Source organism: Terriglobia bacterium (assembly GCA_020073495.1).
Classification (GTDB): domain Bacteria; phylum Acidobacteriota; class Terriglobia; order Terriglobales; family Acidobacteriaceae; genus JAIQFD01.
Genome location: JAIQFD010000001.1, coordinates 237,188 through 263,421, shown reverse-complemented (window position 1 = coordinate 263,421; position 26,234 = coordinate 237,188). Strand labels below are relative to the sequence as shown.

The window sequence follows — 26,234 nt, the reverse complement described above, 5'->3', positions numbered from 1 at the left end:
GACTGTTCTACCTGGCGGTAGTCCTTCGGGACACGTCGCGCGAGGTCGCTTCCGACTCCTGCGACATCGCCGACCACTTGATAATGCCAATCCGCAACTATGCCGTATCCTGATGCGCTCGGCCGGGAGTGGTTCGTGAAACTGTCGGTACCTAGCGCGCTCTGCACCCTTCGAAGTTCCGTTTGGAAGTTGTCGGACCGCGCGCATGACGTCGCTAGTAAGGCGACGAGCAAAGCGGCCATGGCGAAGTGAACAAGCCTCGGCTGCGGCATTCTTCCTCTCAAGCTCGTCGCTTGTCCGCGCTTCCTTGTACGAACTCTCGCTCGACGTCTGCAACGATCTCGTCGCGCACCAGGCGAAAGACCGCGAGCTTCTCCTCGTGGGTGCCCTCGGCGGCTGCCGGATCCTCGAAGCTCCAGTGCAGAAACTTCCAGGTCCCGGGAAAGATCGGGCAGCGTTCCTTGGCGTTGTCGCACACGGTCACTACGTAGGGGATGTGCTGGCCGAGGAGTGTCACCACGTCTTTCGATTGCTGCTGCGAGATGTCGATACCGATCTCGCGCATGGCTTCGACCGCCAGCGGGTTCAGTCCTTTGGGCGCGATTCCGGCGCTGAGCGTCTCGAATCTGTCCCCTGCCGTGTGGCGCAGGTATCCCTCCGCCATCTGGCTGCGGGCGGAGTTTCCGGTGCAAAGGAAGAGCACTTTGGGCTTCATCGGGTGTTGACCTCGTGTCACTCGCAGCGGTGACCTACGTCACAGCGCGAGCCGGTGGACAACTATATATGTATATGCGAATATACACAAGAGGGACGACCGGATGAAAGAACTGGAGCGGATCTTCAAAGGCCTGGCGGACACCAACCGGCTGCGCATCCTGAACCTGCTGTTGCACGGCGAGCTGTGCGTGTGCGACATCCAGCACGTGCTGGCGTCTCCCCAGCCCAACGTCTCGCGCCACCTCACCTATCTCCGGAACTCCGGTCTGGTGCTCGACCGCCGCGAGGGCTTCCGCGTCTACTACCGCCTGGCCGACGCTTGCCACGGTGAGGCGCGGCTCCTGTTCGATTTCCTGCGTCAGGCGTGCAAGCACGATGACGGACTGCGCGCCGACACCGAAATGCTGAAGCGGGCCATCCGCGATGGCGCCTGCACGGCCAGCGCGTTCCACCCCTATTCCGCCCTGCGCGGCGAGAAAGCCCACACCCATGCCGGTCGCTGAGGCGGCTACCCCGCAACTCGCCGCCCCACGGCGCTTGGCCTTTTTCGAACGATACCTCACTCTGTGGGTCGGGCTGTGCATGGTCGCGGGGCTGGCGCTAGGGAAAGGGGCGCCCGGCCTGGTGGACGCGTTGCGCGGCATGGAGTTCGGGCATGGCAGCCAGGTCAACGTGCCCATCGCGGTGCTCATCTGGCTCATGATCACGCCCATGATGATGAAGGTGGACTTCGCCTCCATCCGCAACGTGGGCCAGCGGCCCCGCGGGCTGATGGTGACGCTGTTCGTGAACTGGCTGGTGAAGCCCTTTTCCATGGCGCTGATCGGCTGGCTGTTCTTCCGGCATGTATTCGCCGCTTGGATCGCGCCGGCGCAGGCGGACCAGTACATCGCCGGGGTCATCATCCTGGCCGCGGCGCCCTGCACCGCCATGGTGTTCGTTTGGAGCTACCTGACCAATGGGGATCCGGCGTACACACTCGTGCAAGTGTCGGTGAACGATCTCATCATGCTGTTTCTTTTTGCGCCCATCGTGCGCTTCCTGGTGAGCGGAGCGTCGTCGCTGAGCGTGCCCTTCCTGGTGCTGGTGTATTCGGTGGTCGCATTCATCGTGATCCCGCTGGCGGCGGGCACGGCGATTCGCAAATGGTTTCTCGCCCGCCGGGGGCGCGATTGGTTCGAGCGCGTGCTTCTGCCCCGTTTTGCGCCGGTCACCATCGCAGCGCTCCTGGCTACGCTGGTCTTCATCTTTGCCTTTCAGGCCGACAACATCACCGGACGTTGGTTCCACGTGCTGCTGATCGCGGTCCCCATCCTGCTCCAGGTGTACTTCAATTCGGCGCTGGCCTATGGCTTGATGCGCCTGCTGAAAGTGGAGCACAGCGTCGCAGCTCCCGGGGCGCTGATCGGCGCCAGCAACTTCTTTGAGCTGGCCGTGGCCACGGCCATCGCCCTGTTCGGAGCCGGTTCGGGAGCTGCGCTGGCCACCGTGGTCGGCGTCCTAGTCGAGGTCCCGGTGATGCTCTCCGTATGTTCCTTTTGCAATCGGACGCGGCACTGGTTCGCGCCTGCTGAAGAGGCCGTTCTGCCGCTCGAAACCGTCGCCAGCGAAGTCGCTGAAGACTGAGGAGGCCGCTTATGGCTGGAAAACCGCGTTTTGTGATGTGCAACTGCACGGGCGAGTGCCCGGGATTCAAGGACATGAATTTCTGGCAACTGCTGAACTTCATCCGCAATGAACTGGACTCCGAGTACGCCATTCTTCATCCGCAACTGTGTGTGGACGACGGCGAGCGCTTCTTCCAGGAAATCCTCAAACCGGGCGCGCTTTACATCATCGGTGCCTGCGATCCCCGCATGCAGAAAAAGATGTTCCGCGATGCCTTCGAGAAAGCCGGGATCGACTTCGACAAGCAGGTGATTCCGCTTGATCTCCGGTCGATGCCGACCGACCAAGCCATTGAAAAGGTGAAAGAGGCCTTTTCCCAGGCGCAAGCGCGGCTGGCGGCAGCGGCATGATGCCACTGCTCGGAACGGTTCGGATCACGGAAGGAAAATGCCATGCCAGCAGGAACGATTCCGAGAGAAAAGATTCCGTGGTTTCCCACTGTGGATATCGATCTCTGCACGGGAGACCAGGAGTGCTTCGAATTCTGCAAGAACAACGTTTTCACTTGGGACGAAGCAAACAACCATCCCGTCGTCGCCAATCCGTACAACTGCGTGGTCGGTTGCCAGGCTTGCCTCAATGTGTGTCCGGTTCAGGCAATCAGCTTTCCTAGCAAGGATGAGCTTCGAGAGACCATGAAGCGCCTGCGAGCGCAAATGAACGAGCCGGTACGGATCGGATAAGGGAAAGGAAACGCATTGCCAGTGGAGACGGCCCATGGGCTTCTTGTGCACCGACCATCGCAGGGATTTCTTCGTAACGAAGTCGAGTCAGGCTGCATTTATTCTGTGAGTCCAGAGGAGCTCATTAGTGTCGACAGAAATCTGCCCGGTCGGAGAGGTTGAAGCAGTAACAGCAGCACGCGGCCCTTTCCCCTCCGCTGAGAGGCAGTTCGCACTTTTAGGCGGGGTACTGATTGCTTGGTGGTTCGTCTACCGTGAACTGGACGCGGTTGCGGGCTGGCTGACCTACTCCATCCTCCGCCTGGGCCGGGGCACTCACCTTGCATCCGCCGTCCGGTTCTTCACCTTCGAGACCCCGAAGGTGCTGATGCTTCTCACCCTCGTGATTTTCGGCGTCGGGGTCCTGCGGTCCTTCTTCACTCCCGAGAGCACGCGGCGCATTCTGGCCGGGCGTCGTGAGTTTACTGGGAATGTGCTGGCCACCCTGCTCGGTGTCGTCACTCCGTTCTGCTCCTGCTCGGCCGTGCCCCTGTTTATTGGTTTCGTCACCACGGGCGTTCCGCTCGGGGTCACGTTCTCGTTTCTGATCTCCGCTCCCATGGTGAACGAGGTCGCGCTGGTGCTCCTGTTCGGTCTGTTCGGATGGCGTGTCGCCGGCCTGTATGCCGCTACCGGCTTGCTGATTGCGCTGGTCGCCGGCTGGACCATCGGACGGCTCAAGATGGAGAAGTACGTCGAGGCATGGGTGTTCGCGGCGCAACTCGGCGAGGGCAGCGGCACAGAAGAGTCTCTGGACTGGCCGGCGCGCTTGCGCTACGGCGCGGATGCCGTGCGCGAGATCGTCGGTAAGGTTTGGGTGTTTGTCGTTCTTGGACTAGCGGTCGGCGCCGGCATTCACGGCTACGTGCCCGAGAACTTCATGGCCTCAATCATGGGCAAGGGCGCGTGGTGGTCGGTGCCGCTGGCCGTCCTCATCGGCGTCCCGATGTATTCCAACGCTGCCGGCATCGTCCCCATCGTGCAGGCCCTGCTGGGAAAAGGAGCAGCGCTGGGCACGGCGCTCGCGTTCATGATGTCGGTGATCGGCCTCTCATTGCCGGAGACCATCATCCTCCGCAAGGTGTTGCGGCCGCAGTTGATCGCCGTCTTTGTGAGCATCGTCGCGGCCGGCATTCTCATCGTCGGCTACCTGTTCAATGTGTTGCTTTGAATGGAGGGACCATGTTGGAGATCGTCGTGTACGGGCCAGGATGTTCAAGATGCAAAGAGACAGAAAAAAGGGTCCGAGATGTCGTGCAGAAACAAGGCGTCGAAGCGGTCGTACGGAAATCGACGGACATCGTCGAATTGGCGAAAACGGGTGTCCTGACGACCCCCGCCGTCACGGTCAACGGGGTGGTCAAGGCTTCCGGCCGCATCCCATCCCTGCAAGAGATACACGAGTGGATCAGCCCGACAGCCGCCTGACCTTTACAACCGCTGCTTGCCTCCTGTTCCTCCCGTTCCTTATACTTGCCGTTTGTCTGCCGCACACTTGAGCGCGATGTCTTGTACCTTCCCGATCCGCGTCCGGCACTCATCGGAGAAACTTCATGGCTAAGACCATTTCCCTCGAGCAGGAGATCAATCCCTGGGAATCGCAGGCGGCGCGCTTCGACCTGGCGGCGCGGAAGCTGAACCTGGACGAAGGGCTGTGGAAGATCCTTCGCTACCCGACGCGCGAGCTCATCGTACACATCCCGGTCTCGATGGACGACGGACGGCTGGAAGTCTTCACCGGATTCCGCGTGCAGCACTCGATCGCGCGCGGCCCGTCCAAGGGCGGCATCCGTTATTCGCCCGACGTCACCCTGGAGGAAGTGCGCGCGCTGGCGGCGTGGATGACGTGGAAGTGCGCCGTGGTGAACATCCCCTTCGGCGGCGCCAAGGGCGGCGTGATCTGCGATCCGAAGAAGATGTCCATGGGCGAACTGGAGCGCATGACCCGCCGCTACACCGCGGAACTGATGGAGTTCATCGGCCCGGAGAAGGACGTTCCTGCCCCCGATATGAACACCAACGAGCAGATCATGGCCTGGATGATGGACACCTACTCCATGCACATGCGGCAGACGGTCACCGCAGTAGTGACCGGCAAGCCCATCGACATGGGGGGCTCGCGCGGGAGACGCGAGGCCACCGGCCGCGGCATCATGGTGGTCTGCGACGAGTCCCTGAAAAAGCTGAACATGAACCGCGACGAGACGCGGGTGATCGTGCAGGGCTTCGGCAACGTGGGCTCCAACGCCGCCAACCTCATGTACCAACACGGCTACAAGATCATCGGCATCGCCGAGTGGGACGGCGGCTTGTACAACCCCAAGGGCATCGAGGTCGACAAGCTGGTCGAGTACCGGCAGCGCAACGGAACCGTCGTCGGCTTCCCGGGCGCCGAGGCGCACGATTCGTCCGCGCTGTTGACCACCGAGTGCGACATCCTGCTTCCCGCCGCCACCGAGAACGTCATCACGACGCAGAACGCAGAAGGCATCAAGGCAAAGATCCTGGCCGAAGGCGCCAACGGCCCGACCACGTCCGCGGCCGACGACATCCTTCAGGACAAGAAGGTGTTCGTCATACCCGACATCCTGTGCAACGCCGGCGGAGTCACCACCTCGTACTTCGAATGGGTGCAGGACCGGCAGGGCTACTTCTGGAAGGAATCGGTAGTGAACGAGCAACTGGAGCACATCATGCGCAGCTCGTTCGAGGACGTGGTAGCCTACGCCGAGACACACAACGTGAACAACCGCATCGCGGCCTACATGCTGGCCATCAACCGCGTGGCCTACACCATCCGCCAGCGCGGCATCTACGCATGACGTTAGACGATTTCCATGTGAGGGACCGCTGGACCGGGCAAGACGTGCACTGCATTTTCCAGGCGCTGATCGTGGCCATCGCCACCCGCCACGCCGACGCTGTGGATATCAAGTTCCTGGTCAACGGCCGCCCCGCGTGGATCGCGCTGCCGCACCCCGCGTGGGGCGAGTACAAACGGCGCACGGGGAAGGCCATCACCGATCCGCTGGCCATCCAGATTGCCGGCCACTATCTCAAGGAAGCGATCGAGTCCGGCCTGGAGGGCGGCCGCGAGATGTACAGCCTCTCGGTCCAGGAGACACTCGACCACCTGGAAGCGGTCGTTTCCCAACAGACTCCCCAGCCCGCCTGAGCCGCACCCCAGTAACTTCAGCTTGGAATTGTGCCCCGGCAGGAGCACAATAATGCGTTGCGCATTCATTCTTTTTTCATATCGTTCCCCGAGTTGATCGGGGATAAATGAGGCAATCATGGCAACCGCTACTCATGAACCGACAGCCGGACAAGTGACCGACCAAGCAAAACACAAAAAACTAGCTCGATGGGTGAACGAAGTCGCACAGATGTGCAAGCCGGAGCGCGTGCACTGGTGCGACGGTTCTCCCGCCGAATACCAGGAGATGCTCCGGCTGATGATCCAGGCCGGCACCGCCATCCCCATGAACCCCGGGAAGCGGCCGAACAGCATCTTTGTCCGCTCCACACCGGCCGACGTGGCCCGGGTCGAGGACCGCACCTTCATCTGCTCGAAAACGCAGGACGAAGCCGGGCCGACCAACAACTGGAAAGATCCGGCCGAGATGAAGGGCATTCTGAACAAGCTCTTGACCGGCTGCATGACCGGTCGCACGCTCTATGTGATCCCCTACAGCATGGGCCCCATCGGCTCGCCCATTGCCAAGATCGGATTTGAGCTGACGGATTCGCCCTACGTGGTCGCCAACATGCACATCATGGCCCGCGTGGGGACCAAGGTGCTGGACGTGCTCGGGACCGACGGCGAATTCGTAAAGGGGCTGCACACGGTCGGGCTGCCGCTGGGCCCCGCCGACGCGGATAAACCCTGGCCCAATAATCGCCAGGATAAGTACATCTGCCACTTCCCGGACACGCGCGAGATCATCTCGTTCGGTTCCGGCTACGGCGGCAACGCGCTGCTGGGCAAGAAGTGCCACGCGCTGCGCATCGCCTCGGTCCAGGCACGCGACGAGGGCTGGATGGCCGAGCACATGCTCATCCTCAAGCTCGTCAACCCGCAGGGCAAGGTGAAGTACGTCACCGCCGCTTTCCCCTCGGCCTGCGGCAAGACAAACCTCGCCATGCTGATCCCGACCATCCCCGGCTGGAAGGTCGAGACCATCGGCGACGACATCGCGTGGATGAAGTTCGGCGCCGACGGACGCCTCTACGCCATCAATCCCGAAGCCGGCTTCTTCGGCGTGGCACCCGGCACCAGCATGAAGTCGAACGAGAACGCGATGCGCAGCGTCACCCGCAATGCCATCTTCACCAATTGCGCCATGACGCGGGACGGCGACGTGTGGTGGGAAGGCATGACCGATACTCCACCGGCCGAGTTGGTGGACTGGCTCCGCCGCCCGTGGACCCCGAAGAGCGGACGCAAGTCGTCCCATCCCAACGCCCGCTTCACCGCGCCGGCGAAGCAGTGTCCTTGCATCGCCAAGGAGTGGGAGGATCCGAAGGGCGTGCCCATCGATGCCATCCTGTTCGGCGGACGCCGCGCGGGCGTGGTGCCGCTGGTGGTCGAATCGCTCGACTGGCAGCACGGCACGTTCCTGGGAGCGACCGCGTCCAGCGAAACGACCGCCGCCGCCGTGGGTAAAGTCGGCCAGCTGCGCCGCGATCCCATGGCCATGTTGCCGTTCTGCGGCTACAACATGGGCGACTATTTCGGGCACTACCTGAAGATCGGGCAGCGTTCCGGCGCCAAGCTTCCGAAGATCTACTACGTCAACTGGTTCCGCCAGGACGAGAACGGCAAGTTCCTCTGGCCCGGCTACGGCGAGAACAGCCGCGTGTTGAGGTGGGTCTTCGAGCGCGTGGACGGCACCGCCAAGGCGGAGGAGACTCCCATCGGACGTCTACCGGTCCGCAGTGAGTTCGATATGAGCGGCCTCAATATCCCGGCTGCCAATCTCGAGAAACTGCTCAATGTGGACGTGAACGGCTGGCTGGCCGAAGTGCCGCTCATCCGCGAGCACTTCGCCAAGTTCGGCTCGCACCTGCCTCAGGGCTTGAAGGATGAGGTGGACAAGCTCGAGCAGCGGCTCAAGGCAGCGAAGAAGTAAGGCTCCGTTTCACCACAGCGCCCGGAGCGATCCGGGCGCTTTTGTTATTCTGAGTCCCGATGTTCGCCCGCAAGATCCGCGTGGAATACGTAGCCGGCGGCAAGCGCGCGCCCGCTCCGCTGAAATGGCTGGACAGCTTTTCCATGCGCAACTTCACCAACGACCAGATTTTCGACGACACGCTCCCCGTCGGCGACGGCCTCATGGAAGTCGGCGCGCGAGTCCCGCTCCCCCGCCTCCAGGAAGCGATGGCAGACTGGTTCCGGCGCAAGGGCTATCTGACTCCGGACGAATCCCTTTTCCTCGCCGAAGAATGAAAAAGGCCGGTCGCGTTGCCCGGCCTACATGCGTTCGAACTCGCTGCTTTCGAGTCAGCCGTGGGAACCCGGGGCCGACGCCGCCGGCTGGCCGGCTCCGTTATTGACCAGGTCCTTCAACTCCTTGCTGGGCTTGAAGAAGGGGATCTTTTTGGCCGGGACCTCGACGCGGTCGCCGGTCTTGGGGTTGCGCCCGACGCGCGGCTTGCGCTGCCGCGTGCGGAAGCTGCCAAAGCCGCGGATCTCGATCTTGTCCCCGGCGCGCAGCGAGTGCACGATGCTGTCGAAAATGGTTTCGACGATCACTTCGCTGTCTTTGCGCGTAAGTTCTACCAGCCGTGAGACTTCTTCAATCAGGTCGGCTTTGGTCATGACGGTCTACCTCGGTCGGGAGTTCGCCTCGTATCTTACACAAAATGCAGAGAGTAGGCGATTTTTTCACAGCTGGGGAGTGCGCCTCTGGGACCCGCCCCAGGCACCGCGCTAGGCGGAGATGGCAAAGACGGGTCGGGAACCACTTTCCTTCACCCCGGAACTTACTTCCAGAGGTAATAGAAGCCGGGATTGTTCTGCAGCAGCTTGGCCTTGTCGGGGATAAAGTCGGAGAAGTCCCCGAACAGCATATCCAGCAGGGTGTGGCGCTCTTTCTCCGGCCGGACCAGCACTGGCTCGCCCTTGATGCCGACCGATTTGGCCGTATCGTCCACGCAAGCCTGGAAGTCGCCGATCTGGTCGATCAGCTTCAGGCCCAGTGCCTGCTCGCCGGTCCAGACCCGCCCGTTGGCGATGCTGCGCACGTCGTCCTCCTTCAGCTTGCGTCCTTCGGCGACGGCCTGGATGAACTGGCCGTGCATCTGGTCGATCAGTTCCTGGAAATACGCCTTCTCTTCCGGGGTCATCTCGCGCGAGGGGTTCCCCGCGTCCTTGAGTTCGCCGGCTTTCAGCGTGACATCCTTCAGCTTGGCCCAGCGCATCAGGTCGCCGTAGTTGACCCACTGCGCGATCACCCCGATGGAGCCCACGATGGAGCCGCGATCCGCGAAGATCTTGTTGGTCGCCGAAGCCACGTAATAACCGCCGCTGGCCCCGACTGTCTCGATGGAGGCCACGATGCGCTTCTTTTTCTGGTCGCGGATGCGCTTGACCGCGTCGTACATCTCCTCCGAGGCGGCTACGCCCCCGCCGGGCGTGTTGACGTGCAGGATGATGGCCTTGATGGAGCTGTCGTCGTTGTACTTCTTGAGCTGCTCTACCACGGTCTTCGGTTGCAGGATCACGCCCTCAAGGTCCACCACCGCGATCTTGTCGCCGAAGCCACCGAAGCCGTCGGTGCGCTGGCTGCGCATGCTGATGTACACCAGGGTGAAGACCGCGATCAGGAAGAGGAAGAACGCGCCTCCGCCGACAACGACCCACAGGAGCGTGCGAGGACGGCCATCATTTGCCATAACGAGGGTCTTAGTTTAGCACCGGCGAGAGCTCGCATCGGCGACGCCTTGGCCCGGATTGGCGCGCGGGCCGCAGGCGGATTTCGGAGTGGGATATACTGCGGTTTGTCTTGCGGAGAATTCACCCCGAGGTGAGAAATGGCCTTCTGTACATCCTGCGGAGCGCAGCTCGATGCGACCTCGCAGTTCTGCGTCAAGTGCGGCACCAAGCAGGCGGCTGGTGTCGGCGGTGGCGGCGCGGCGGCTGCTCGCGCTGCGGCGCCCTCCCAGGGCACCAGCAGCGCGGTGAAGATCGTCCTCATCGTCGTCGCGGGCATCGTCCTGCTCGGTGTTGTCGGCTCGGTCGTCGGCCTGCTCATCGTCCGCAGAATCGCGAGGGAAACCAAAGTCGCCATCTCGGAGTCGAAGGGCGATGCCCGCGTGGTCACGCCATTCGGCACGGTCGAGACTACGAAGGATCCGGCCAAGATCGCCGAAAAACTGGATGTCGATATCTATCCTGGCGCCAAGGCCACCGAAGGCGGCAGCGACGTCCAGGCCATGGGCATGCACACGGTGACCGGCATCTTCGAGACCAGCGACCCCGCCGAAAAGGTCGGCGAGTTCTATCGTCAGAGATATCCCAAGGGCATGTATACGGCGTCGGGCAGCGAGCACACCCTAGTCGTCGGCGGCAAAGGATCGATGATCACCATCCACATCCAGGACGAGGGCGGTAAGACGAAGATCACCATCGCCAATATCATCGGCAAGGGCATGGGAGCGAATTAGCGCTCGAGCGAAGAAGCATGGAGCCGCGCGCACGCGCGGCTCCTTGCATTTCGGAGGAGCGGACCTGATGATCCACGCACAAGAGCGCGCAGGCGCAATCTCCCAGCAAACGAAAATCGCCGGCGGCCCGGGCCGCCGGCGCGATCGAAACGGCTGGAGTGTTAGGGGGCTTGCGCGCCGGCGGGCACCATCCAGATGTCGGCTTTCTTGCCGGCTTCGGCGCCGGTCTTGGTGTGGACGCGAGCGGCGTCGAGGCCCTTGGACTTGGTGAGATACGCGGCGGCATTGCTGGCACGGCGCGCGGCCAGGCGCTTGGCGCCCGCTTCCTTGGGATCGGCAAAGCCGACCAGCGTTGTGCTCGAGTTCGGATCCTGCTGCAAGCGCAGCGCGACATCGTCGAGCACGGCCTTCGCGCGGTTGTCCACGTAGGCGCTGTTGGTCTTGAAGGCGATCTCGTTGGTCTTGGCTGCGGTCGGCGCCGCAGGCGGGGCTTCGACGTTCACCGTGGTGAGGGCGACGGCCGAGAGGTTGCGGTCATCGGTCGCGGTGGCCTTTACGCTGATGGTCCCAGGTTCGTTGGAGGTCAGCGTGCCGACATTGTCCCGCTGCGTCATCTGCCCGCCATTGGAAGCAAAGGCGTATTGCAGCGGACGGTTGTCCGGGCTGGCCGCCTCGCAGGTGACGGCGCTGGTCTCACCCACGCGGATCGTGGCCGGATTCGCCGCACACGAGATCGTCGGCGGGTTCATGGGCGCGGCGGGCGGCGGGGGCGGAGGTGGAGGCGCTTCCTCCAGCTCCACTCCATCGCCGACGTGGATCTCTTCCACCGCGAAGGTGATCATCGCGGTCGCGCTCTTCGGGGTCACGCCCAGCACGATCATCTCGCCCAGGCTGCGGCGCGGAAGCTCGCCGATCCGCGTGTTGGGGAACATCGGCGGACTCTTCTGGGTATCCTCCATCTGGTCCACGTGGAAGGAGAGCGAATCGGCGCGGTCTCTCTTGGTTTCCGAGTAAGTGCGCACGGCGCGGAAGTAGTCGCCGACCTTCACCCCCTGGCTGCTACCCACGTTCAAATACACCTTTCGGCCGGTGCCGAGGAGCGTGTCGAAATCCTTGGCCATGACAATGTGGCCGCTGAGCTTGCCATTCGACGACGCGAAGCGATCGAATCTCACGGCGGGCCGCAGCGAGGGAATCTCCTTGGCAGCGAAGGGAACAGCCACGTCGCCGGTCACGATGGCATCACAAGCGAACTCGACCTGGGTGATGGCTGTGGTGTCGTTGACGCCGACAACCAGGACACGACCCATCTCGGCGTAAGGCTCGCCGAGTCCGGTCAGCAAGGCCCTCTGGCCCTGGAATGATTCGGAGGTGTTGGGGTCCTTCAAGCGGCGGACGATCGAATAGCGCGCGCCCTCCTGGAACCCTCCCCCGGTCAGATAGACGTAATCGCGGTCGCCGAACTTGGTCTGGTGCGGCGTGGCCCAACCGCCGGCAACAAACTTGTCATGCGGCAGCGTCTGGTCGGCGATGAAGCCCGCGCAATTGACGTCAGAGTAGGTCGGCGCCTGAGCGCGAATGGCGATGTTGGTCACCGCTACCTGCGGCACGCTGGCGGACGGATTCGCGGGCGCCGATTGCTGAGCCACTGTCACAGTCGCCAGCAGGACGACGAGAAGGATTCGTTTCATGTTGCCTCCGGACTTCCGAAGCCGCACGGCGGGCGGAAGCTTCCCAACACTCCACCCCGGCTCGAATGAGGTCTACGCCGGGGTTTCCGGAACGCAGTCAGACACTGCGCCCACCTTGTATCTCGCGTCGAAACGTAGCATCCCCAATGGAGCGGGTCAAGGACGCGCTAGTTACCGGAAAGGTACGTTAGGGATGGGACACCCAGTGGCCGTGGGGCAAAGTCTGGTTGCATAGGGAATGGTGCATCTGTAATACTGCGCGCCAATTGCGCATGGGAACGACGGCCACAACGTTGCCGCGGCATCTGCCGCTTCGCCTGCCCCGGGTGTGCGTGGCCGTGGCTGCCTCCAACCCCGCCGAAATGATCGCCAAGGCTGATTCCCTGGTTCGCGATAACCCCTTTATTGAGTTCAGGTTAGACTACATCCGGCAGCCTGCCAGCGCGTTTCTCCGGCTGCGCCGCTTCTTGGAATACCATCCCGAGGTACTGGCCATCGGGACCTGTCGCCGGGCTGCGAATGGGGGCAAGTTCCGGGGTTCGGTCGCGGCGCAGGCCGACGTGCTGGTGAAGGCGGCGGCTGCAGGCTGCCAGTTGGTGGATGTGGAACTGCAGAGCGCCGCAGCGATGAAACCCAAGGATATGCAGCGGGTGCGGGGCGCCGCCGCTCTGATCCTTTCCTTCCACGACTACCGTGCAACCCGGAAGCTGGAAGAAACTTTTCGCAAAATGACGGCGGTTCCTGCCGACTTCTACAAGATCGTGGCCACGGCGACCTGTCTCGCCGACAACGTGGTCATGATGAAATTCCTGGAACAGAAAAGCCACCAGCGCTCGGTGATCGGTGTGTGCATGGGGGAGCAGGGAATCATCAGCCGTGTGCTGGGAGTGAGGGCCGGAAGCGCGTTCACCTTCGCCTCGTCCACCCCCGGAGAGGAAACCGCGCCGGGACAGCTCGACAGCCGGACCCTGCGTGACACCTATCGCATCGAGCAGGTGGAGAATTCGACCCGCGTCTACGGCGTGGCCGGCGATCCCATCGAGCATTCGCTCTCGCCGGCGATGATGAACGCCGCATTCCGCCGCGAAACCGTGAATGCCGTCTATCTCGGATTGCACGCGAAGAGCCTGGACGACCTGCTGAGCTGTGTGCGCGAGATCCCCATCCACGGGCTCAGTATCACCATGCCCTACAAGGAAGACATCGTCGAATACCTCGACAACACGGAGCCTTTGGCGGCCAAGATCGGGGCCTGCAATACCGTCGTCCGGGCGCAGGACGGTAATCTGTATGGGTTCAATACCGATGTTGCAGGAGTAGTCCGTCCGCTGGAACAGCGCATGACCCTGAATGGCGCGAAGGTGCTGGTGCTGGGAGCGGGAGGAGCGGCACGGGCGGCCGCGTTCGGGCTGAAGGAGCGCGGCGCGGAAGTGTTCATCAGCAACCGCACCTCGGCGGCGGGACAGAAGTTGGCGAAGAAATCCAAGAGCAAGTTCGTCACGCGGGCGCAGCTCCGGAAATTGCAGTTCGACGCCATCGTGCACGCTACCCCGGTGGGCCTGGGGAGCCCGAAGCAGTCGCCATTGAAGGAGCACGAGATCAACGCCCGGTACCTGCTCGACATGGTGTACGTCCCGGCCGAGACCAAGCTGATGAAGCTGGCGCGGGCCAAGGGGGTGCAGGTCATCCCGGGCGCGGAGATGTTCGTGCAGCAGGGGGCGCGCCAATTCGAGATCTGGACGGGGAAGCCGGCGCCGGTGGACGAGATGCAGCGCGTGGTCACGTCCGCGCTCCAGCCCAAGCAGAAGTGAGCGGCGTGCGGGAAGGCGCGTTGACAGGCGCTGCGAATTCCGTCACCATCAGCATTCATCCCCGAGAGCACTCCCGCGGTATGCAAAATCAATCCGAAGGCTTCAATCCCTGCCTGATCTCGTCACTGCAGTTTCTTTCCCGACTGTCGAGCACGCTCGTGTTCGTGATCGGTGCGGTTGTTCTGAGCGGTTGGCTCGTGAGGCTGTCCCTCTTTTTCCGGCCGGAGGCGCGGATCATCGTGATGAAGCCCAACACCGCGCTGGGATTCATGCTTTGCGCGGTATCGCTGTGGACCTGGCGGCGGTGGGCAGACGGAGGAGCCGGAGGTGGGATCGCGAGAACGGTGGGCCGGATCTCTGGTGCAGTGGTATTCCTGCTGGGCATCCTGACGACGGTCGAATACATCTTCGGCGTGCACCTGCACCTGGACCACCTGCTGGTCACCGGCATGCCCGCGGACCTGGCCTTGGAGGATCCGTGGCGGATGGCGGCGGCGACCGCCACCGCATTTGTGTTCCTCGGACCGGCTCTGTTTGCCATCCATGAGCGCGGAGTGCAGGGTGCATACCGCGCGCAATGGATTGCGTGCCTGACCTTTCTTGTCTGCGTCTTCGGCCTGCTGGACGGCATTCTCAACCCGACGCTCTCCCAGATGCACATGCCGATTTTGACCGTGCTCAACATCGCTCTAATCTCTCTAGCGATCGCACTGGTCCGGCCCACCGAGGGGCTTGTGAGCGTGGTAGCGGGGGAGAGTTTTGGGGGGAGCATGGCGCGGCGGCTGTTGCCCGCCGCCATCGTGCTCTCGCTGATCATCGCGTGGTTACGCTGGAAGGGCGAGGAAGTCGGTTACTACGATAACGAGTTAGGCGTGGCCTTATCCACCGCCATCCAGATCATCCTCCTGGTCGCGCTTATCTGGGCGAACGCCAAGTCGCTGGAACGAGCCGACCAGCTCCGCAAACGGGCGGAGGAGGTGGCGCGACGCGAGCAGGAGAAGGTCAACCAGCGCGCCCGCCAGGAGATCAGCGAGCTGTTGCGAAGCAACCAGGACTTGCAGAAGCAGCTCGAGCAAGCGCGCGCCCGAACCGCTTCGTCGTAGGCGTCCGCCGGCTGCAAGATACTTCCGTGTGTGGTCGCTCGGCGAGGGTGACGCTTCCATCATCCTCTCCGCAACTGGCTGGAAATTCACGTGCTTAGGGAACAAGGGCGATTGGCGGCCACTTCCCAGTCCATACCTTTCGGCACTCCTCGCAGAGCGGGCATGGCGGCTGCGGACGATGCCCTCGCCGCAGTGCTGGGGGCTATGCAGCGGAAGAGTTGCTATTTGTCCCCGGAGGGGCTAGGATAAATGGTGGCCGTTCGCCGATGGCCTTGCGGTGCGGGTTTTCGGCGCCGGATTCCCGGCTGCGGCGGACGCCATCTCGCTACACAGCCCGTTACTCCACATCTGTCGGCCCCTGTATCCGCGACGCGGTGCGTCGCGTCAGCCCTTTGTTTCGGAGCGATGATATGGCGTGGTACGCGTACTGCATCACTGAGCAGCAGGCTTTCCAAGGCGAGACTCGAGCTCGCAGACCATTTCCAATCGAAGGTTTGAAGGGGATCCTGGGTGCCCAGGTGTTCGGGTATCCGAGCGGGGAATTCGCAATCATCGTCAGTGAGTATGACCGAGGAGGCCAGGAGCTGGACCAGCGGGCCATCCTTGACCACGCGCGCGTGGTGAGCGAGTGCTTCCGCAACACCACCGTGCTGCCCTTCCGGTTTGGTACGGTGTTCGAGACCGATGACTCGCTGCGGCGCGCCGTGCGCTCGAACCGCAAGGCGTTCGTGGACAGCGTCAGCAAGCTGCGCGGCAAGGCCGAGATGCACCTCAAGTTACTGGTGAAGGACGGGTCGCTGCGCGAGGCACTGACGGAGATCGTACTGCCCACCACCGCCGGCGGCGAGTACCTGACCAAGCTGCGCGAGAAGGCCGTCCGGCAGCGGGAACGCCAGACACGGGCGCGCGCCATCTCGGTGCAAGTGCACAAGCTGTTCAACCCGCTCGACGAGGAAATCTGCTGCAAGAAAGTGGATTCGGGCGGTATGCTCATCGACATCGCCCACCTGATCGACAATAAGTCCGTCGAAAAGTACCAGAACCGCTACAGCACCGCCGCCCGCCAGTTGAAGGACATCGAGGTGCAGATCAGCGGTCCCTGGCCGCCCTACCATTTCATGCCCAACAAGATCAGGGCGAGCTAGGCCGACACCTTTCGCAACCGCGGGCCGCCGGAAACGGCGGCCTGCGTGTTGCCCCCAAGGCCCATTCTCCGCGACGCAACTTGGATGGGGAGATCACTTGACCGAGGCATGGGAGGAGACCCGGCGCACGGGCCGATGCGCCGAGCCGCTATTTGTAAGGCCCCAGCACGTATTGACGCTCCCTTTCTCCGCAGCCTATCATCTTAAGTTTAGCCCTACGGGTAACGAGGACACCGAAGGGCCTCTCTTTATTCGAGCAATCATTCATGGACAAGAAGAAGCTGGAACAATTCAAAAAGAAGCTGGAGCAACGGCAGCAGGAGCTGCGCCGGACCATGTCGCGTAACGTGCAGGATGGCCGCGCCGCCGACAGCGAGGACATCGCGCAGGACATCGCCGACAAGGCCGCCAACTCCTACACCAAGGAGTTCCTGTTCTCGCAGAGCAGCAACGACCGCGCGCTGCTGGCGCGCGTGGAAGAGGCGCTGGCTCGCATCCGGGACGGCACCTTCGGAGGATGCATCAACTGCGGCAAAGAACTCAACCCCAAGCGGCTCGAAGCCGTGCCCTGGGCGCGCTACTGCATCTCTTGCCAGGAGAAGATTGAGCAGGGGCAGATCCAGGAGACGCCGCGGTAGCTGATCGTGTTGGAATATGAAACGCCGTCGAGAGATCGACGGCGTTTTCGTTTGCTCGGGCCAAGTTGGATCTGGCCATCGAACCATTTTCCCAGCTTCCCCGGATGGCCTGATTGCCCGCTGACCGACTTCACTGCGGCTGTTGCGGCGGCTGATCGGGCTGTTGCCGCTGGTTCTGCTGTTGCTGCTGTTGCTGGTTCTGCTGCTGCCCGCCTTGCTGTTGTTGCGGCGGTGGCTGTTTCTTCTGTTGCCCGCCGATCGCCGCGCCGAGAATGTCCTGCCAGATATTTCCTTTCTGTTGCTGCTGCGGCTGGCCGCTGCCCTGCTGTTGCTGAGGTTGCTGCTGCTGTTGTTGTTGTTGTTGCTGCGGCTGCTTTCCCCCGATCGCGCCCAGGATCTCCTGCAGGCCGCCCTGCTGGTTCTGCTGCTGGCCGCCTTGCTGGCCCTTCTGTCCGAGGATCGCGCCCAGGATGCCGGTGGTCAGCGCCCCGGGGTTATTCAGGGAGGGCAGCATGTTCTGTAGCTTCATGCGCGCGATCTGCTCGAGGTCGGGCGCGAAGCTGGGGCGCTGGAAAGTCCCTCGGACGACGATCGGGATCACCAGTTCGCCCTTGTTGTTGGCCAGCGCCGTGTTCATGAAGCCGCCAATGCCGGTGCCGCCCACCGTGTCGCTCATCGCCTTGGAGAGCACGGCCGTGACGCGCATGTTGAGCGACTGGTCCGCGAGATTGACCGCACCCACCGCGCCCATGGTGCCTCCGTCAATGACGGCCTTCAGATTGTTGGTTTGCGCGACGCCATTGCGCACGTCGAAATTGCCGGTCAATTGCACGATGTTGGTGAATCCGCGGTCCGTCTGCTGGCCGCCTCCCATGAACTTCGCGATCTCCGACAACTGGTGCAGCACGTCCATGCCGACGAGCTTGCCGTTCGTGAGATTGAGCGCGAGGGTCCCGTTCAGTGACCGCGCGATCTGGTCGGCATTGCCGCCGCTGGTGAAGGTCAGATCATTGGCGTTGGCCGCGAGCAGCCCGTACAGCGTCTGCTTCAGCGACGACGTGGAGGAAAGCAGCTTGTTGGCGTCCACCTGGTCGAGCTTGCTGGTGACGGTGTAGACCGACGGAGTGGGGCGAGTGTCGATGACGACCGAGCCGGTATGCTTGCCGTTGTACACGTTGGCGGTGATGGGCGCGAGGCGGATCACCCCGTGATCCAGCGTGACGCTGCTGCGCGCGTCGGTCAGCACCAGCTGGTCGTATTGGATGGTGCCGACGGCGAGCGAGCCGGTGCCAGTGGTCTTCGACAGCAGGCTGGGCTCCGTCGGGTTGGCCGCGTAGGCCACGGGAACCAGCGAGAACGCGGCCTGCTTCGCGGGCTGCACGGTGGGGAACATCTGCTGCCACTCGGCGACGATCATGCGGTCGGCATTGATGGCGAACTGCAGTTGCGGCTCGCTGAAGTTGCGGAGTGTGAGCGATCCCGTGGCGTTGGTCGAGCCCAGCCCGGCGCTCACGTTCTCGAAGATCACCGAATTCTGGGAGAAGCGCAGGTTGGCGTTGCGCACCTCGAGCGGCTTGGTGATCTGCGGCGCCGTCAGCGACGCGTTCTGGATGGCGCCGTTGCCGGAGAAGGTCATGGCGGCCGTATTCTTCATCGGCCCGCTGGCACGGACGTCGAGCGCGATGCTGCCCGAGCCCGACATCCCCTCGGCCGCCGAGACGCCGTACGCCTTGGCGATATTGATCAGCTCGCCGATCCTGGCGTTCGCCGTGTGCAGCACGAGGTCGAGGTTCGATGACGGCGCGGTGTAATCGCTGAGCGTGAACTGCGCCGAGAGTGTGGTCGAGCCGGTGGTCGCCGTGAAGCTGTTCGACTGGATCGCCTGCGGCGACAGAGCCAGGTCGATGCCCTGCACCTGCACCGGGCTGGGCAGATCCTTGCCCACGATGCTCAGGTTCTGCGCCGAGAGCGTGCCATCGAGCGCCGGCCGCGTGGCGGGACCCTGGGCGCGAATATCCGCGTTCATCTTTCCGGCGATCTTCATGCCGGGGTCAAAGGCCACGCCGAAGGCCGCGGCCAGGCGCGCCGCCTCCTCAATCGAGACATTCGACGCCTTCAGCTTCAGGTCCAGCTGCGAGGGCGTGGGTTGCATGTTCAACGTGCCGGAGATGGAAAGCGGCGTGGAGCCCAGCTTCAGGTCTCCCCGCGCGATGTGGATGACGTCGGAGTCCAGGTCGGCGGTCAGGTCGTAGTCGAGGGCGATGGGATACCCGATGTCGGCGCCGTGCACGCGCGCCTGCTCCAGCTTGAGCGAGCCGCTGGTGGAAACCTTCCCGCTCTCGTTCCGGAGCTTGGTCTCTCCGGAGGCGATGGCCTCCATCCCGGTCAGCGCCTGCGTGTTCAAGAACGTCTGCGCCGAGGAGATGGAAACCTGGTCCAGCTTGAGGGTGCCGTCGAAGGGCATGCTGACCAGCGCGCCCTCGGGAATCGGGCCTGCCTGGCCGCTGAGCTGCACCTGCTGCGCGCCCTGGCCGGGCAGGTGTGCCGCCGCGTCGAGGGTGAACGCCCTGCCGGGCGCGTAGCCCCTCACCGAAAGATCGATGTGGTCGTAGACGGCGCGCGGCTGGCGCTTCTGCAGGTCGGTGAGCGCGACCTGGCCATCGCGGATGCTCAGGTCCTGGATGCTGAACGGCTGTGCCGGCTGGGCCGCGGGCTTCTCTTGCTGTGCCTGCGGCGCTGGCTGCGGCGCCGTGGCGCGAGGCTCGGTCGCCGGCGTGACCGCCTTATGGCCCAGGCTGGAGAAATTCCACACGCCCTGGGCGTTGCGGATCAATTCAATCCGCGGCTGGCGCAATTCCAGTGAATCCATCTGCACGTCGCCATGCAGGAGCGGCATGAGTTTGGCGGTGAGGTAAAGCTCCTGCGCCTGGGCGAACGGCCGCTCGCTGCGAAATTCCGGATCATCTCCGATGACGGCGTTCTCCACCCGGAAGGCAAGAGGGAGGAGGCTGAGGTGCATCGGGCCCAGCGACACCGGGCGGCCCAGCTTTTTCTGCAGCTCCGCCTGGATGCGGTCGTGGTAACGGTTGACGTCCAGGAACGCGGGCAGCGCCAGCGCGACGATCACCACCACAGCAAGGAGCACGAGAATGGCGATACCAAGCTTGCGCATGACGACCTCCCGAGCGCAGGGAGTCTGCGCTCACGGCTGCGAGTCAGACGGAAGGGCTGGCGGGGCAGCTTCTCGACAAGAAACATTGTACGGCGAAAGCAGCGAGCAGTCGTCAGTCCCTTCGCAACCCCTTCGACTGCGCTCAGGGCTCACTTCGTTCGGCAAAGAAGGGCAGCTCAGAACGGTCGTCGGCGGGATAGAGCGTCGACGACAGATGCAGCCCCCCTCCCCCTCCCCTTCGATATGTCGAAACAAAGGGGTTAGGCGCGAAGATATGTCGGGTATGTCGTTTTAAAGGAATTAGGCGAGGAATCAGTGGGCAGTGGGCAGTGGTCAGCCAGAAGAGCGCCTGAACCTCGGGCGAGCCTGGGCCCGCTCCATCCAGAATAGCAAGTCGAAGGAGAGGGATCGGAGAGAGACGGCGCGAAAGAGCGAATGGAATCAGAGGGTTAGCGGGCCGAAAAATAAATCGCTTGACATAGCTGAAAGCTATACAAATCCAGATTTGGAGCGCGTCTGTGTTATCAGGGAGTTGCGGTGGGAGAAAAGACTCACCGCAAAAACGCGGAACGACCCACCCAACGAACACCGCGTTGGGTGGGGCACCCACGGTCTTTTTGCTGCGAGGCAGCCCGGTTCTATACTCGCCGTCAAAGGTGGGCCACCCGCCAGATGCAACTAAATCAAGTGCCGAACACCGGGACTAACGGCGCGCCGCGGTCTCGTCATCGTTCTCTGAAATCCGGTCTGGGCGCGGTGCTGATGGTACTTGATATTCTCCGCATGATTTCACTCTAATCTGCGAGTAAATTCTTCGAGTATTTCCAAGTTACACACGCTGCGTATATGAGCGGCAGCACGCCAAGTAGGATAAACACCAGATCGCCCGGTAACCGGCACCATTCGATCACACGCACAATTCTTTGACTCAGGAACTCGGGCCCTCGCGCATGCCAGTATCCGTTGTTTAACGCATCGGCAAGTTGCAACACCCCGCCGGGGAATAAGTTGGTCATGACCATCAAGAGGAGGCCGAGATTCAATCCCCAGAAAGATGCTCCTACATACTTCTCGATTCGCAGCCAGTCTTCATCCGAGAGAATTTGCCGGAAAGCAAACACCATCAGCGCGACGGCCAGCATCCCGAAGACGCCCATCATGGCGGCATGACCGTGATTGGGCGTAAGGATGGTTCCCACCTCATAGTAGCTGACGATGGGTAAGTTGATCAGAAACCCAAACACGCCGGCACCGAGAAAATTCCAAAATCCTACGGCCATTAGAAAACGAAACGTCCACTTATGGGGAATGCCTACTTCCTTTCCGCACGTCTCGCATTTCGTGTGCGTCAACTTTACGAAGTCAGATGCATCCAGCGTAAGAAGGGTCAGCGGAACAACCTCCATTGCCGAAAAGACGGCTGCAAGAGCCATGGTGATGTTGGATTGGCCGGTCCAATACCAATGATGTCCGGTACCAACGATTCCACTCCCCAGGTAGAGGATGGCGTCGAGGTAGACCACGCGCGCCGCAGTCACATGGGATACGATCCCCATTTTGTAGAAAATGATTGCGACCATCGCGGTGACAAAGAGCTCAAAGAATCCTTCTACCCAGAGGTGAATGATCCAGAAACGCCACATGTCTACGACCGAGAAGTGCGATGTGCTGTCAAAAAACATCGCCGGGAGGTAAAAGATCGGAATAGCCGCTGCCGCATAGAGGAAAAGCGAGGAAACCTCGCGGGCTTCAGGATTCTTCCTGGCTGGTGCGACCGCGCGGCGGAGCAGAAAGAGCCAAAACACCAGCCCGATGGCGAGCAAGACTTGCCAGGCACGCCCCAGATCAAGATACTCCCAACCCTGGTGCCCAAACCAAAACCACAGGTTCCCGAGCAGCTGCTTGACGCCCATGACTTCGCCCAGCAGACTTCCGACCACCACGACGACGAGAGCGCCGAACAAAAAGCCGACTCCTTTGACCTGGCCCTCCGGCTCACTGCCGCCGAGAGCAGAGGCCAAGAACAGTCCTCCCGCCAGATAGGCAGTAACGATCCAGAAAATGGCGAGTTGCAGGTGCCAGGTGCGGGCAATGTGGCTCGGCCAGATCTGGGAAAGGTCAATCCCATAAAAACTCCCGGGATCGGCTCGGTAGTGTGCAACGGTTCCCCCGACCAGCACTTGGCCCAAGAAGAGCAGAGCCGCAACGACAAAGTACTTGAGGAGTGCGCGCTGTGTTTCAGTGGCGCCTCCCGGGATCAATTGAGGATGGACGTGGCCTGGCTTGCCCCTCCATCCCAGGAAGTCGAATCTTCCAACGATAAAAAGTGCTAGCGCAAGGGCCCCCAGCAGCGTAATGAGACTCAGGGCGCTCCAAAGGACTGAATCGCTGCTCGGCAGATTCCCGACTGCCGGATCGTACGGGAAATTGTTTGTGTAGGAATACGATTTCCCAGGGCGATTCGCAGCAGAAGCCCACGCTGTCCAAGCGAAGAAAGCCGTTAGTTGGCGGACCTCTTCGGAGTCGTTGATGTAGTTGGCTGGAAGGCCAGCGCTTGTCTTCGGGTGGGCAAGGTACGCCTTCCACTTCGCGATTTGTCCCCGGAAAGAATCTGATTCTGGTTCTGTGAAAGCAAGGCTGTTTGTTCGAGGGTCATAGCGGTTCGTCTTCAGCAGATGCTGGACTTCGGCGTAGACCGCCTGCCTTTCTTCCGGCGTCAGCTCGATCATCTCCCTGTGGTAGTGCTGGCGGGCCAGCAAATGTTGGGTGTCGTCGGCCAATGTGTGAAGGTATTCGGCGGAGAAATCCGGCCCTAGATAAGCACCGTGGCCCCAAATCGTTCCGTTTTCCATCAGGCCGTACTTCAGAAAAACCTGCTGCCCTTTGAGCACATCTTGAGCAGTGAAAACAGTTTCACCCACGGGAGACAAAACCTTTTCCGGGATGGGGGGCGCATCATGATAGCTCTTCGTCGCGAGCCAGATCAGAATTGAGAACCCAGCAACGACAGTCAGAATGACTGAATGCTTCCACCAAGGTGAGAGTTTGTCCGGCATTTCCATAGATACTTCCGTGTTGCCTCTTCTTCTGGGGTCATGAACGGATCATCGTCAGCAGCATTTTGAACTTGGTGAGAGCCTTCAAAGAGTGAGGTTGATGTGCTGGCATGAGAACCGCTTCGCCTGCCTGCGTTGGTAGCGGCTTGCCCGAAACTACAATTTCCGCTTCGCCCTCTAACAAATGCGCCAAGGCGTCAAAAGGGGCTGTATGCTCACTTAGGCCCTGGCCCTCATCGAAAGCGAAAAGCGTGACTGTTCCTGTCGCACGGTTGATGAGCGTCCGGCTAACAACGGCTCCTTCTTGGTAATTCACGAGGTCTATCAAGCGGACCACTTCCGCGATAGGCAATTCACGCTTACTTTGTGAATGCTGTGAACTCATCTTTGGCCGCCTCAGCCGCCGCGATTATTTCGTTTGATCGTCTGGGTTCCCACAGCACGCCGAACTCTATCCCGATTCGCAACCCGGCTTCTCCACCGGCTCCACAGGTCTTTTCTTCGAAACGGGCCCAAACTCCGCTACTTAAGACTGAGCGATTGCCCCTTACCTTTTTCCGTCAGCGCGTAGAAGTCCCCACCGCACGCATCCAGCATACCTTCGCGGGTCAATTCATCGATGGCGTCGAGCACGCGCTGCCGTTCGGACGGTTCGTTGCCCGCCGCCTCGAATAGCACATGCAGGTCCAGTCGGTCCATCCCCATTTCTCCGAATAACCGCAGAACGCGCAACGAAAGTGGCTTCATCGGGCATCTCGTAGGGTTACCTTAACCATGAGCGCGTCCCTCCGTCGCACTGCCCGAGAAGGCTTGCTCGTGGTGAGCGGAAGAACCCCCAGGAAGGCGGGCAGGAATCTTACGCGCGACTTCCGGCTATTTCCCTTTCTGGCGAATCGTCTTCTTCCGGTCCGTCTTGGATTCCTCAATCTTTGTTTCCGGCGGCCACGATAGCGTGAGCAGGAAGCCGCTGTCCTCGGCTGCCTCCACGTCGTGAGGCATGCACTCATCGAGAGCGAGCAGGTGCCCGACAGGGAGTTCCACGACCTGCTCTGGTAAATGGAGCCGGATGTGGCCGCTGAGCGTGTGCACGGAGATTCTCGCTGCCGCTGAGTGCTCGTGCATGCGAGTGTTTGCTTTCATCGCGATCAGAACAATGCGGAGATCCGGATGCTTTACAAGGGTCTTGGAACTTCGTCCAGCGGCCTGCGCCCATGATTCATCACGGTGCAGTTGGTCGAGTTCGCTGGTTAGGTCAAATCGGAGCAAGGGTCTGCTGAGAGTACCCTCGATAAATTGGTGCCCGGCAGGGGGTTGTCGGGAGGTCTTTGTTTGGGCGGTAGCCATGTGTCGTCCTCCGTTGGCAGCTTGCTGGTCCGTGTACTCGAATCGGGTCTGGCAGGACTTGCATAGCGAGGCGTGGTCCTCCTGAACCATCTGGACCTCCTACACGCCTCCATCCGAAACCAAGTCAAGCTAGGCATGCTGAGTGCAGGATCAAACTCCCGGATATGTTATCGTAACGCGATATGTTATTCAATCCGATCTCGCCCCCGCTTTGGTCAATGGGAGTAGCTGGTCGGCCCTAGAGGAATTGAACTTCCTGGTAACTGTTGAGAAATCCTCTTATCACCAGTTACAAACACCCATCCCTGATCCGCCCGCGCCCCTCCTGTGGCCGCTGCTGCACCGGGCCGCACATCCGCCCGCGCGCACCCAAGCCCAGGGGGTGTAGCCGAATTTTTCCCGGAGAGTACTACCCCGTCCGGCGTTTGACCCGTGGGAATTGCGGCTGTTAAACTCAAGAGTTTGGAAGCGTCCCTCGATTCCATCCAAGGAAATCCGTGGCCCGTTATACCCGACACCAACTGAAAGAAGACAAGTTCGCTGAGGCCGTCCAGGATCAGGTGTTCTGGGCGGTCGCGCACCGGAACCCATTGACTATTGCCGGCATGGTGGCGGCGGTCCTAGTGCTGGCGGGCGTGGCGGGGTTCTTCTACCTGCAGAACCGCGACGAGAAGGCGAGCATCGCCCTGGGCGCGGCGCTGCGCATCTATGACGCTCAACTGCGGCCGGCGAACGCCCCGGCGCAGCCCAACGTCCTGACTTTCACCTCGGCCGCCGAGCGGGCCCGGGCTGCCCAGAAGGAATTCCGCAAGGTGGCGCAGGACTATCCGCACACCCGGTCCGCCGAGTTCGCGCGCTACTGGGTGGGCGTGACCGCGATGGACATGGCCGACTATCAGACGGCGGAGACGGAGCTCAAAGGCCTCACCGGTTCGCGGCGCGACGAGCTTGCGCCCCTGGCCAAGTTTGCCCTGGCCTCGGTGTATCGCTCCGAGGGCAAGGATGCGTCCGCCATCCAGCTCTACAAGGAACTGATCGACCGTCCGGGCACCACGGTGCCCAAATCCACCGCGCAGATCGAGCTCGCCGGCATGTACGAAAGCACACAGCCGGCGGAGGCAGCGCGCATCTACGATCAGATCCACAAGGACAGCCCCAACAGCGTGGCGGGGCAGATCGCCAGCGCCCGCGCGCAGGTCGTGAAGCCGCAGTAGCAATCACCCGTTTTCCACGAGCTCCCCGTGCGGGGGCCTTTTCCTCTACGGCTCGATCTTCGCTTCGTCGATGAGCAGAACTGGGATCTCGTCGCGGATGGGATAGGCGCGACGGCAGGCATTGCACTTCAGCACCTGCCGTTGCTGGTCGTAGGCGAGCGACTCCTGTGCGTTGCGGTCGCGGCGGCAGGCCGGGCAGATCAGGATGTCGAGCAGTTCCTTCGCGATCATCAGGCCGACATTCTACCTGAACCCGAGTTTTTCTTTCCCACCCTGTCGCGCCAA

At 61.9% G+C, this 26,234-nt stretch carries 26 protein-coding genes; 16 read left to right on the top strand and 10 right to left on the bottom strand.

All coding sequences use genetic code 11. From position 1 onward, the window contains the following. Positions 1 to 280: 280 nt before the first annotated feature. The gene (locus LAN37_01210; protein MBZ5645823.1) at positions 281 to 715 is read right to left on the bottom strand and encodes an arsenate reductase ArsC; all 435 of its coding nucleotides are present in this window, start codon (positions 713 to 715) and stop codon (positions 281 to 283) included. 103 nt (positions 716 to 818) lie between these two features. Between LAN37_01210 and LAN37_01205 the strand changes: the two genes are divergently transcribed. The 10 genes from LAN37_01205 (at position 819) to LAN37_01160 (ending at position 8,556) form a co-directional block, all read left to right on the top strand. Then, on the top strand, positions 819 to 1,220 hold the full coding sequence (locus LAN37_01205; GenBank protein MBZ5645822.1) for a metalloregulator ArsR/SmtB family transcription factor: 402 nt from the start codon (positions 819 to 821) through the stop codon (positions 1,218 to 1,220). Continuing rightward, positions 1,207 to 2,343: an ACR3 family arsenite efflux transporter gene (gene arsB, locus LAN37_01200; protein ID MBZ5645821.1), complete on the top strand. Its 1,137-nt coding sequence runs from the start codon at positions 1,207 to 1,209 to the stop codon at positions 2,341 to 2,343. The genes LAN37_01205 and arsB overlap by 14 nt, the downstream gene beginning before the upstream one ends. An 11-nt stretch (positions 2,344 to 2,354) precedes the next feature. Next, positions 2,355 to 2,735 carry a hypothetical protein gene (locus LAN37_01195; protein MBZ5645820.1) on the top strand — a complete coding sequence of 127 codons (381 nt, stop codon included), beginning with the start codon at positions 2,355 to 2,357 and terminating at the stop codon, positions 2,733 to 2,735. Between the two features lie 42 nt (positions 2,736 to 2,777). Then, entirely contained in the window at positions 2,778 to 3,068 is a 291-nt protein-coding gene (locus tag LAN37_01190; protein MBZ5645819.1) for a ferredoxin family protein, read from the top strand. Positions 3,069 to 3,195: 127 nt separating this feature from the next. Beyond that, a complete protein-coding gene (locus LAN37_01185) occupies positions 3,196 to 4,278 on the top strand; it encodes a permease (GenBank protein MBZ5645818.1) in 1,083 nt (360 codons plus the stop codon). Positions 4,279 to 4,292: 14 nt separating this feature from the next. After that, entirely contained in the window at positions 4,293 to 4,535 is a 243-nt protein-coding gene (locus LAN37_01180; protein ID MBZ5645817.1) for a thioredoxin family protein, read from the top strand. Positions 4,536 to 4,660: 125 nt separating this feature from the next. Beyond that, entirely contained in the window at positions 4,661 to 5,929 is a 1,269-nt protein-coding gene (locus LAN37_01175; protein MBZ5645816.1) for a Glu/Leu/Phe/Val dehydrogenase, read from the top strand. Next, positions 5,926 to 6,282: a hypothetical protein gene (locus LAN37_01170; GenBank protein ID MBZ5645815.1), complete on the top strand. Its 357-nt coding sequence runs from the start codon at positions 5,926 to 5,928 to the stop codon at positions 6,280 to 6,282. The genes LAN37_01175 and LAN37_01170 overlap by 4 nt, the downstream gene beginning before the upstream one ends. Positions 6,283 to 6,400: 118 nt before the next feature. Continuing rightward, positions 6,401 to 8,239 carry a phosphoenolpyruvate carboxykinase (GTP) gene (locus LAN37_01165; GenBank protein ID MBZ5645814.1) on the top strand — a complete coding sequence of 613 codons (1,839 nt, stop codon included), beginning with the start codon at positions 6,401 to 6,403 and terminating at the stop codon, positions 8,237 to 8,239. Positions 8,240 to 8,298: 59 nt separating this feature from the next. Next, complete coding sequence (locus LAN37_01160; GenBank protein ID MBZ5645813.1) at positions 8,299 to 8,556, top strand: hypothetical protein; 258 nt, start codon at positions 8,299 to 8,301, stop codon at positions 8,554 to 8,556. 54 nt (positions 8,557 to 8,610) lie between these two features. Here LAN37_01160 and LAN37_01155 read toward each other — a convergent pair whose 3' ends face one another. Beyond that, positions 8,611 to 8,928, bottom strand: a complete 318-nt coding sequence (locus LAN37_01155; protein ID MBZ5645812.1) for an integration host factor subunit beta — start codon at positions 8,926 to 8,928, stop codon at positions 8,611 to 8,613. Positions 8,929 to 9,092: 164 nt separating this feature from the next. Further along, positions 9,093 to 10,004 carry a signal peptide peptidase SppA gene (sppA, locus tag LAN37_01150; protein MBZ5645811.1) on the bottom strand — a complete coding sequence of 304 codons (912 nt, stop codon included), beginning with the start codon at positions 10,002 to 10,004 and terminating at the stop codon, positions 9,093 to 9,095. Between the two features lie 138 nt (positions 10,005 to 10,142). Between sppA and LAN37_01145 the strand changes: the two genes are divergently transcribed. Beyond that, the gene (locus tag LAN37_01145; protein ID MBZ5645810.1) at positions 10,143 to 10,775 is read left to right on the top strand and encodes a zinc ribbon domain-containing protein; all 633 of its coding nucleotides are present in this window, start codon (positions 10,143 to 10,145) and stop codon (positions 10,773 to 10,775) included. A 161-nt stretch (positions 10,776 to 10,936) separates the two neighbouring features. Here the strand turns inward: LAN37_01145 and LAN37_01140 are convergent, their stop codons facing one another. Further along, positions 10,937 to 12,466 (bottom strand): OmpA family protein, encoded by a 1,530-nt coding sequence (locus tag LAN37_01140; GenBank protein MBZ5645809.1) that lies wholly within the window; start codon positions 12,464 to 12,466, stop codon positions 10,937 to 10,939. 272 nt (positions 12,467 to 12,738) lie between these two features. Here LAN37_01140 and aroE point away from each other — a divergent pair, with 272 nt between their 5' ends. The 4 genes from aroE (at position 12,739) to LAN37_01120 (ending at position 17,163) form a co-directional block, all read left to right on the top strand. After that, on the top strand, positions 12,739 to 14,277 hold the full coding sequence (gene aroE, locus LAN37_01135; protein MBZ5645808.1) for a shikimate dehydrogenase: 1,539 nt from the start codon (positions 12,739 to 12,741) through the stop codon (positions 14,275 to 14,277). 80 nt (positions 14,278 to 14,357) lie between these two features. Further along, positions 14,358 to 15,380 carry a trichohyalin-plectin-homology domain domain-containing protein gene (locus LAN37_01130; GenBank protein MBZ5645807.1) on the top strand — a complete coding sequence of 341 codons (1,023 nt, stop codon included), beginning with the start codon at positions 14,358 to 14,360 and terminating at the stop codon, positions 15,378 to 15,380. Positions 15,381 to 15,790: 410 nt separating this feature from the next. Continuing rightward, positions 15,791 to 16,525, top strand: coding sequence for a GvpL/GvpF family gas vesicle protein (locus LAN37_01125; GenBank protein ID MBZ5645806.1), 735 nt, complete (start codon positions 15,791 to 15,793; stop codon positions 16,523 to 16,525). Between the two features lie 266 nt (positions 16,526 to 16,791). Continuing rightward, the gene (locus LAN37_01120) at positions 16,792 to 17,163 is read left to right on the top strand and encodes a TraR/DksA family transcriptional regulator (protein ID MBZ5645805.1); all 372 of its coding nucleotides are present in this window, start codon (positions 16,792 to 16,794) and stop codon (positions 17,161 to 17,163) included. A gap of 130 nt (positions 17,164 to 17,293) precedes the next feature. Here the strand turns inward: LAN37_01120 and LAN37_01115 are convergent, their stop codons facing one another. The 5 genes from LAN37_01115 to LAN37_01095 all read right to left on the bottom strand — a co-directional run bounded on the left by LAN37_01115 (position 17,294) and on the right by LAN37_01095 (position 24,531). After that, positions 17,294 to 20,335: an AsmA family protein gene (locus LAN37_01115; GenBank protein MBZ5645804.1), complete on the bottom strand. Its 3,042-nt coding sequence runs from the start codon at positions 20,333 to 20,335 to the stop codon at positions 17,294 to 17,296. 794 nt (positions 20,336 to 21,129) lie between these two features. After that, positions 21,130 to 23,397, bottom strand: coding sequence for a nitric-oxide reductase large subunit (locus tag LAN37_01110; protein MBZ5645803.1), 2,268 nt, complete (start codon positions 23,395 to 23,397; stop codon positions 21,130 to 21,132). 31 nt (positions 23,398 to 23,428) lie between these two features. Next, a complete protein-coding gene (locus LAN37_01105) occupies positions 23,429 to 23,776 on the bottom strand; it encodes a cupin domain-containing protein (GenBank protein ID MBZ5645802.1) in 348 nt (115 codons plus the stop codon). 137 nt (positions 23,777 to 23,913) lie between these two features. After that, positions 23,914 to 24,090 carry a hypothetical protein gene (locus LAN37_01100; GenBank protein ID MBZ5645801.1) on the bottom strand — a complete coding sequence of 59 codons (177 nt, stop codon included), beginning with the start codon at positions 24,088 to 24,090 and terminating at the stop codon, positions 23,914 to 23,916. Positions 24,091 to 24,264: 174 nt separating this feature from the next. Next, positions 24,265 to 24,531, bottom strand: a complete 267-nt coding sequence (locus tag LAN37_01095; GenBank protein MBZ5645800.1) for a hypothetical protein — start codon at positions 24,529 to 24,531, stop codon at positions 24,265 to 24,267. A 701-nt stretch (positions 24,532 to 25,232) separates the two neighbouring features. Here LAN37_01095 and LAN37_01090 point away from each other — a divergent pair. Beyond that, entirely contained in the window at positions 25,233 to 25,949 is a 717-nt protein-coding gene (locus LAN37_01090; protein MBZ5645799.1) for a tetratricopeptide repeat protein, read from the top strand. A 45-nt stretch (positions 25,950 to 25,994) separates the two neighbouring features. Here LAN37_01090 and LAN37_01085 read toward each other — a convergent pair whose 3' ends face one another. Beyond that, positions 25,995 to 26,180 (bottom strand): Trm112 family protein, encoded by a 186-nt coding sequence (locus LAN37_01085; protein ID MBZ5645798.1) that lies wholly within the window; start codon positions 26,178 to 26,180, stop codon positions 25,995 to 25,997. Positions 26,181 to 26,234 lie beyond the last annotated feature (54 nt).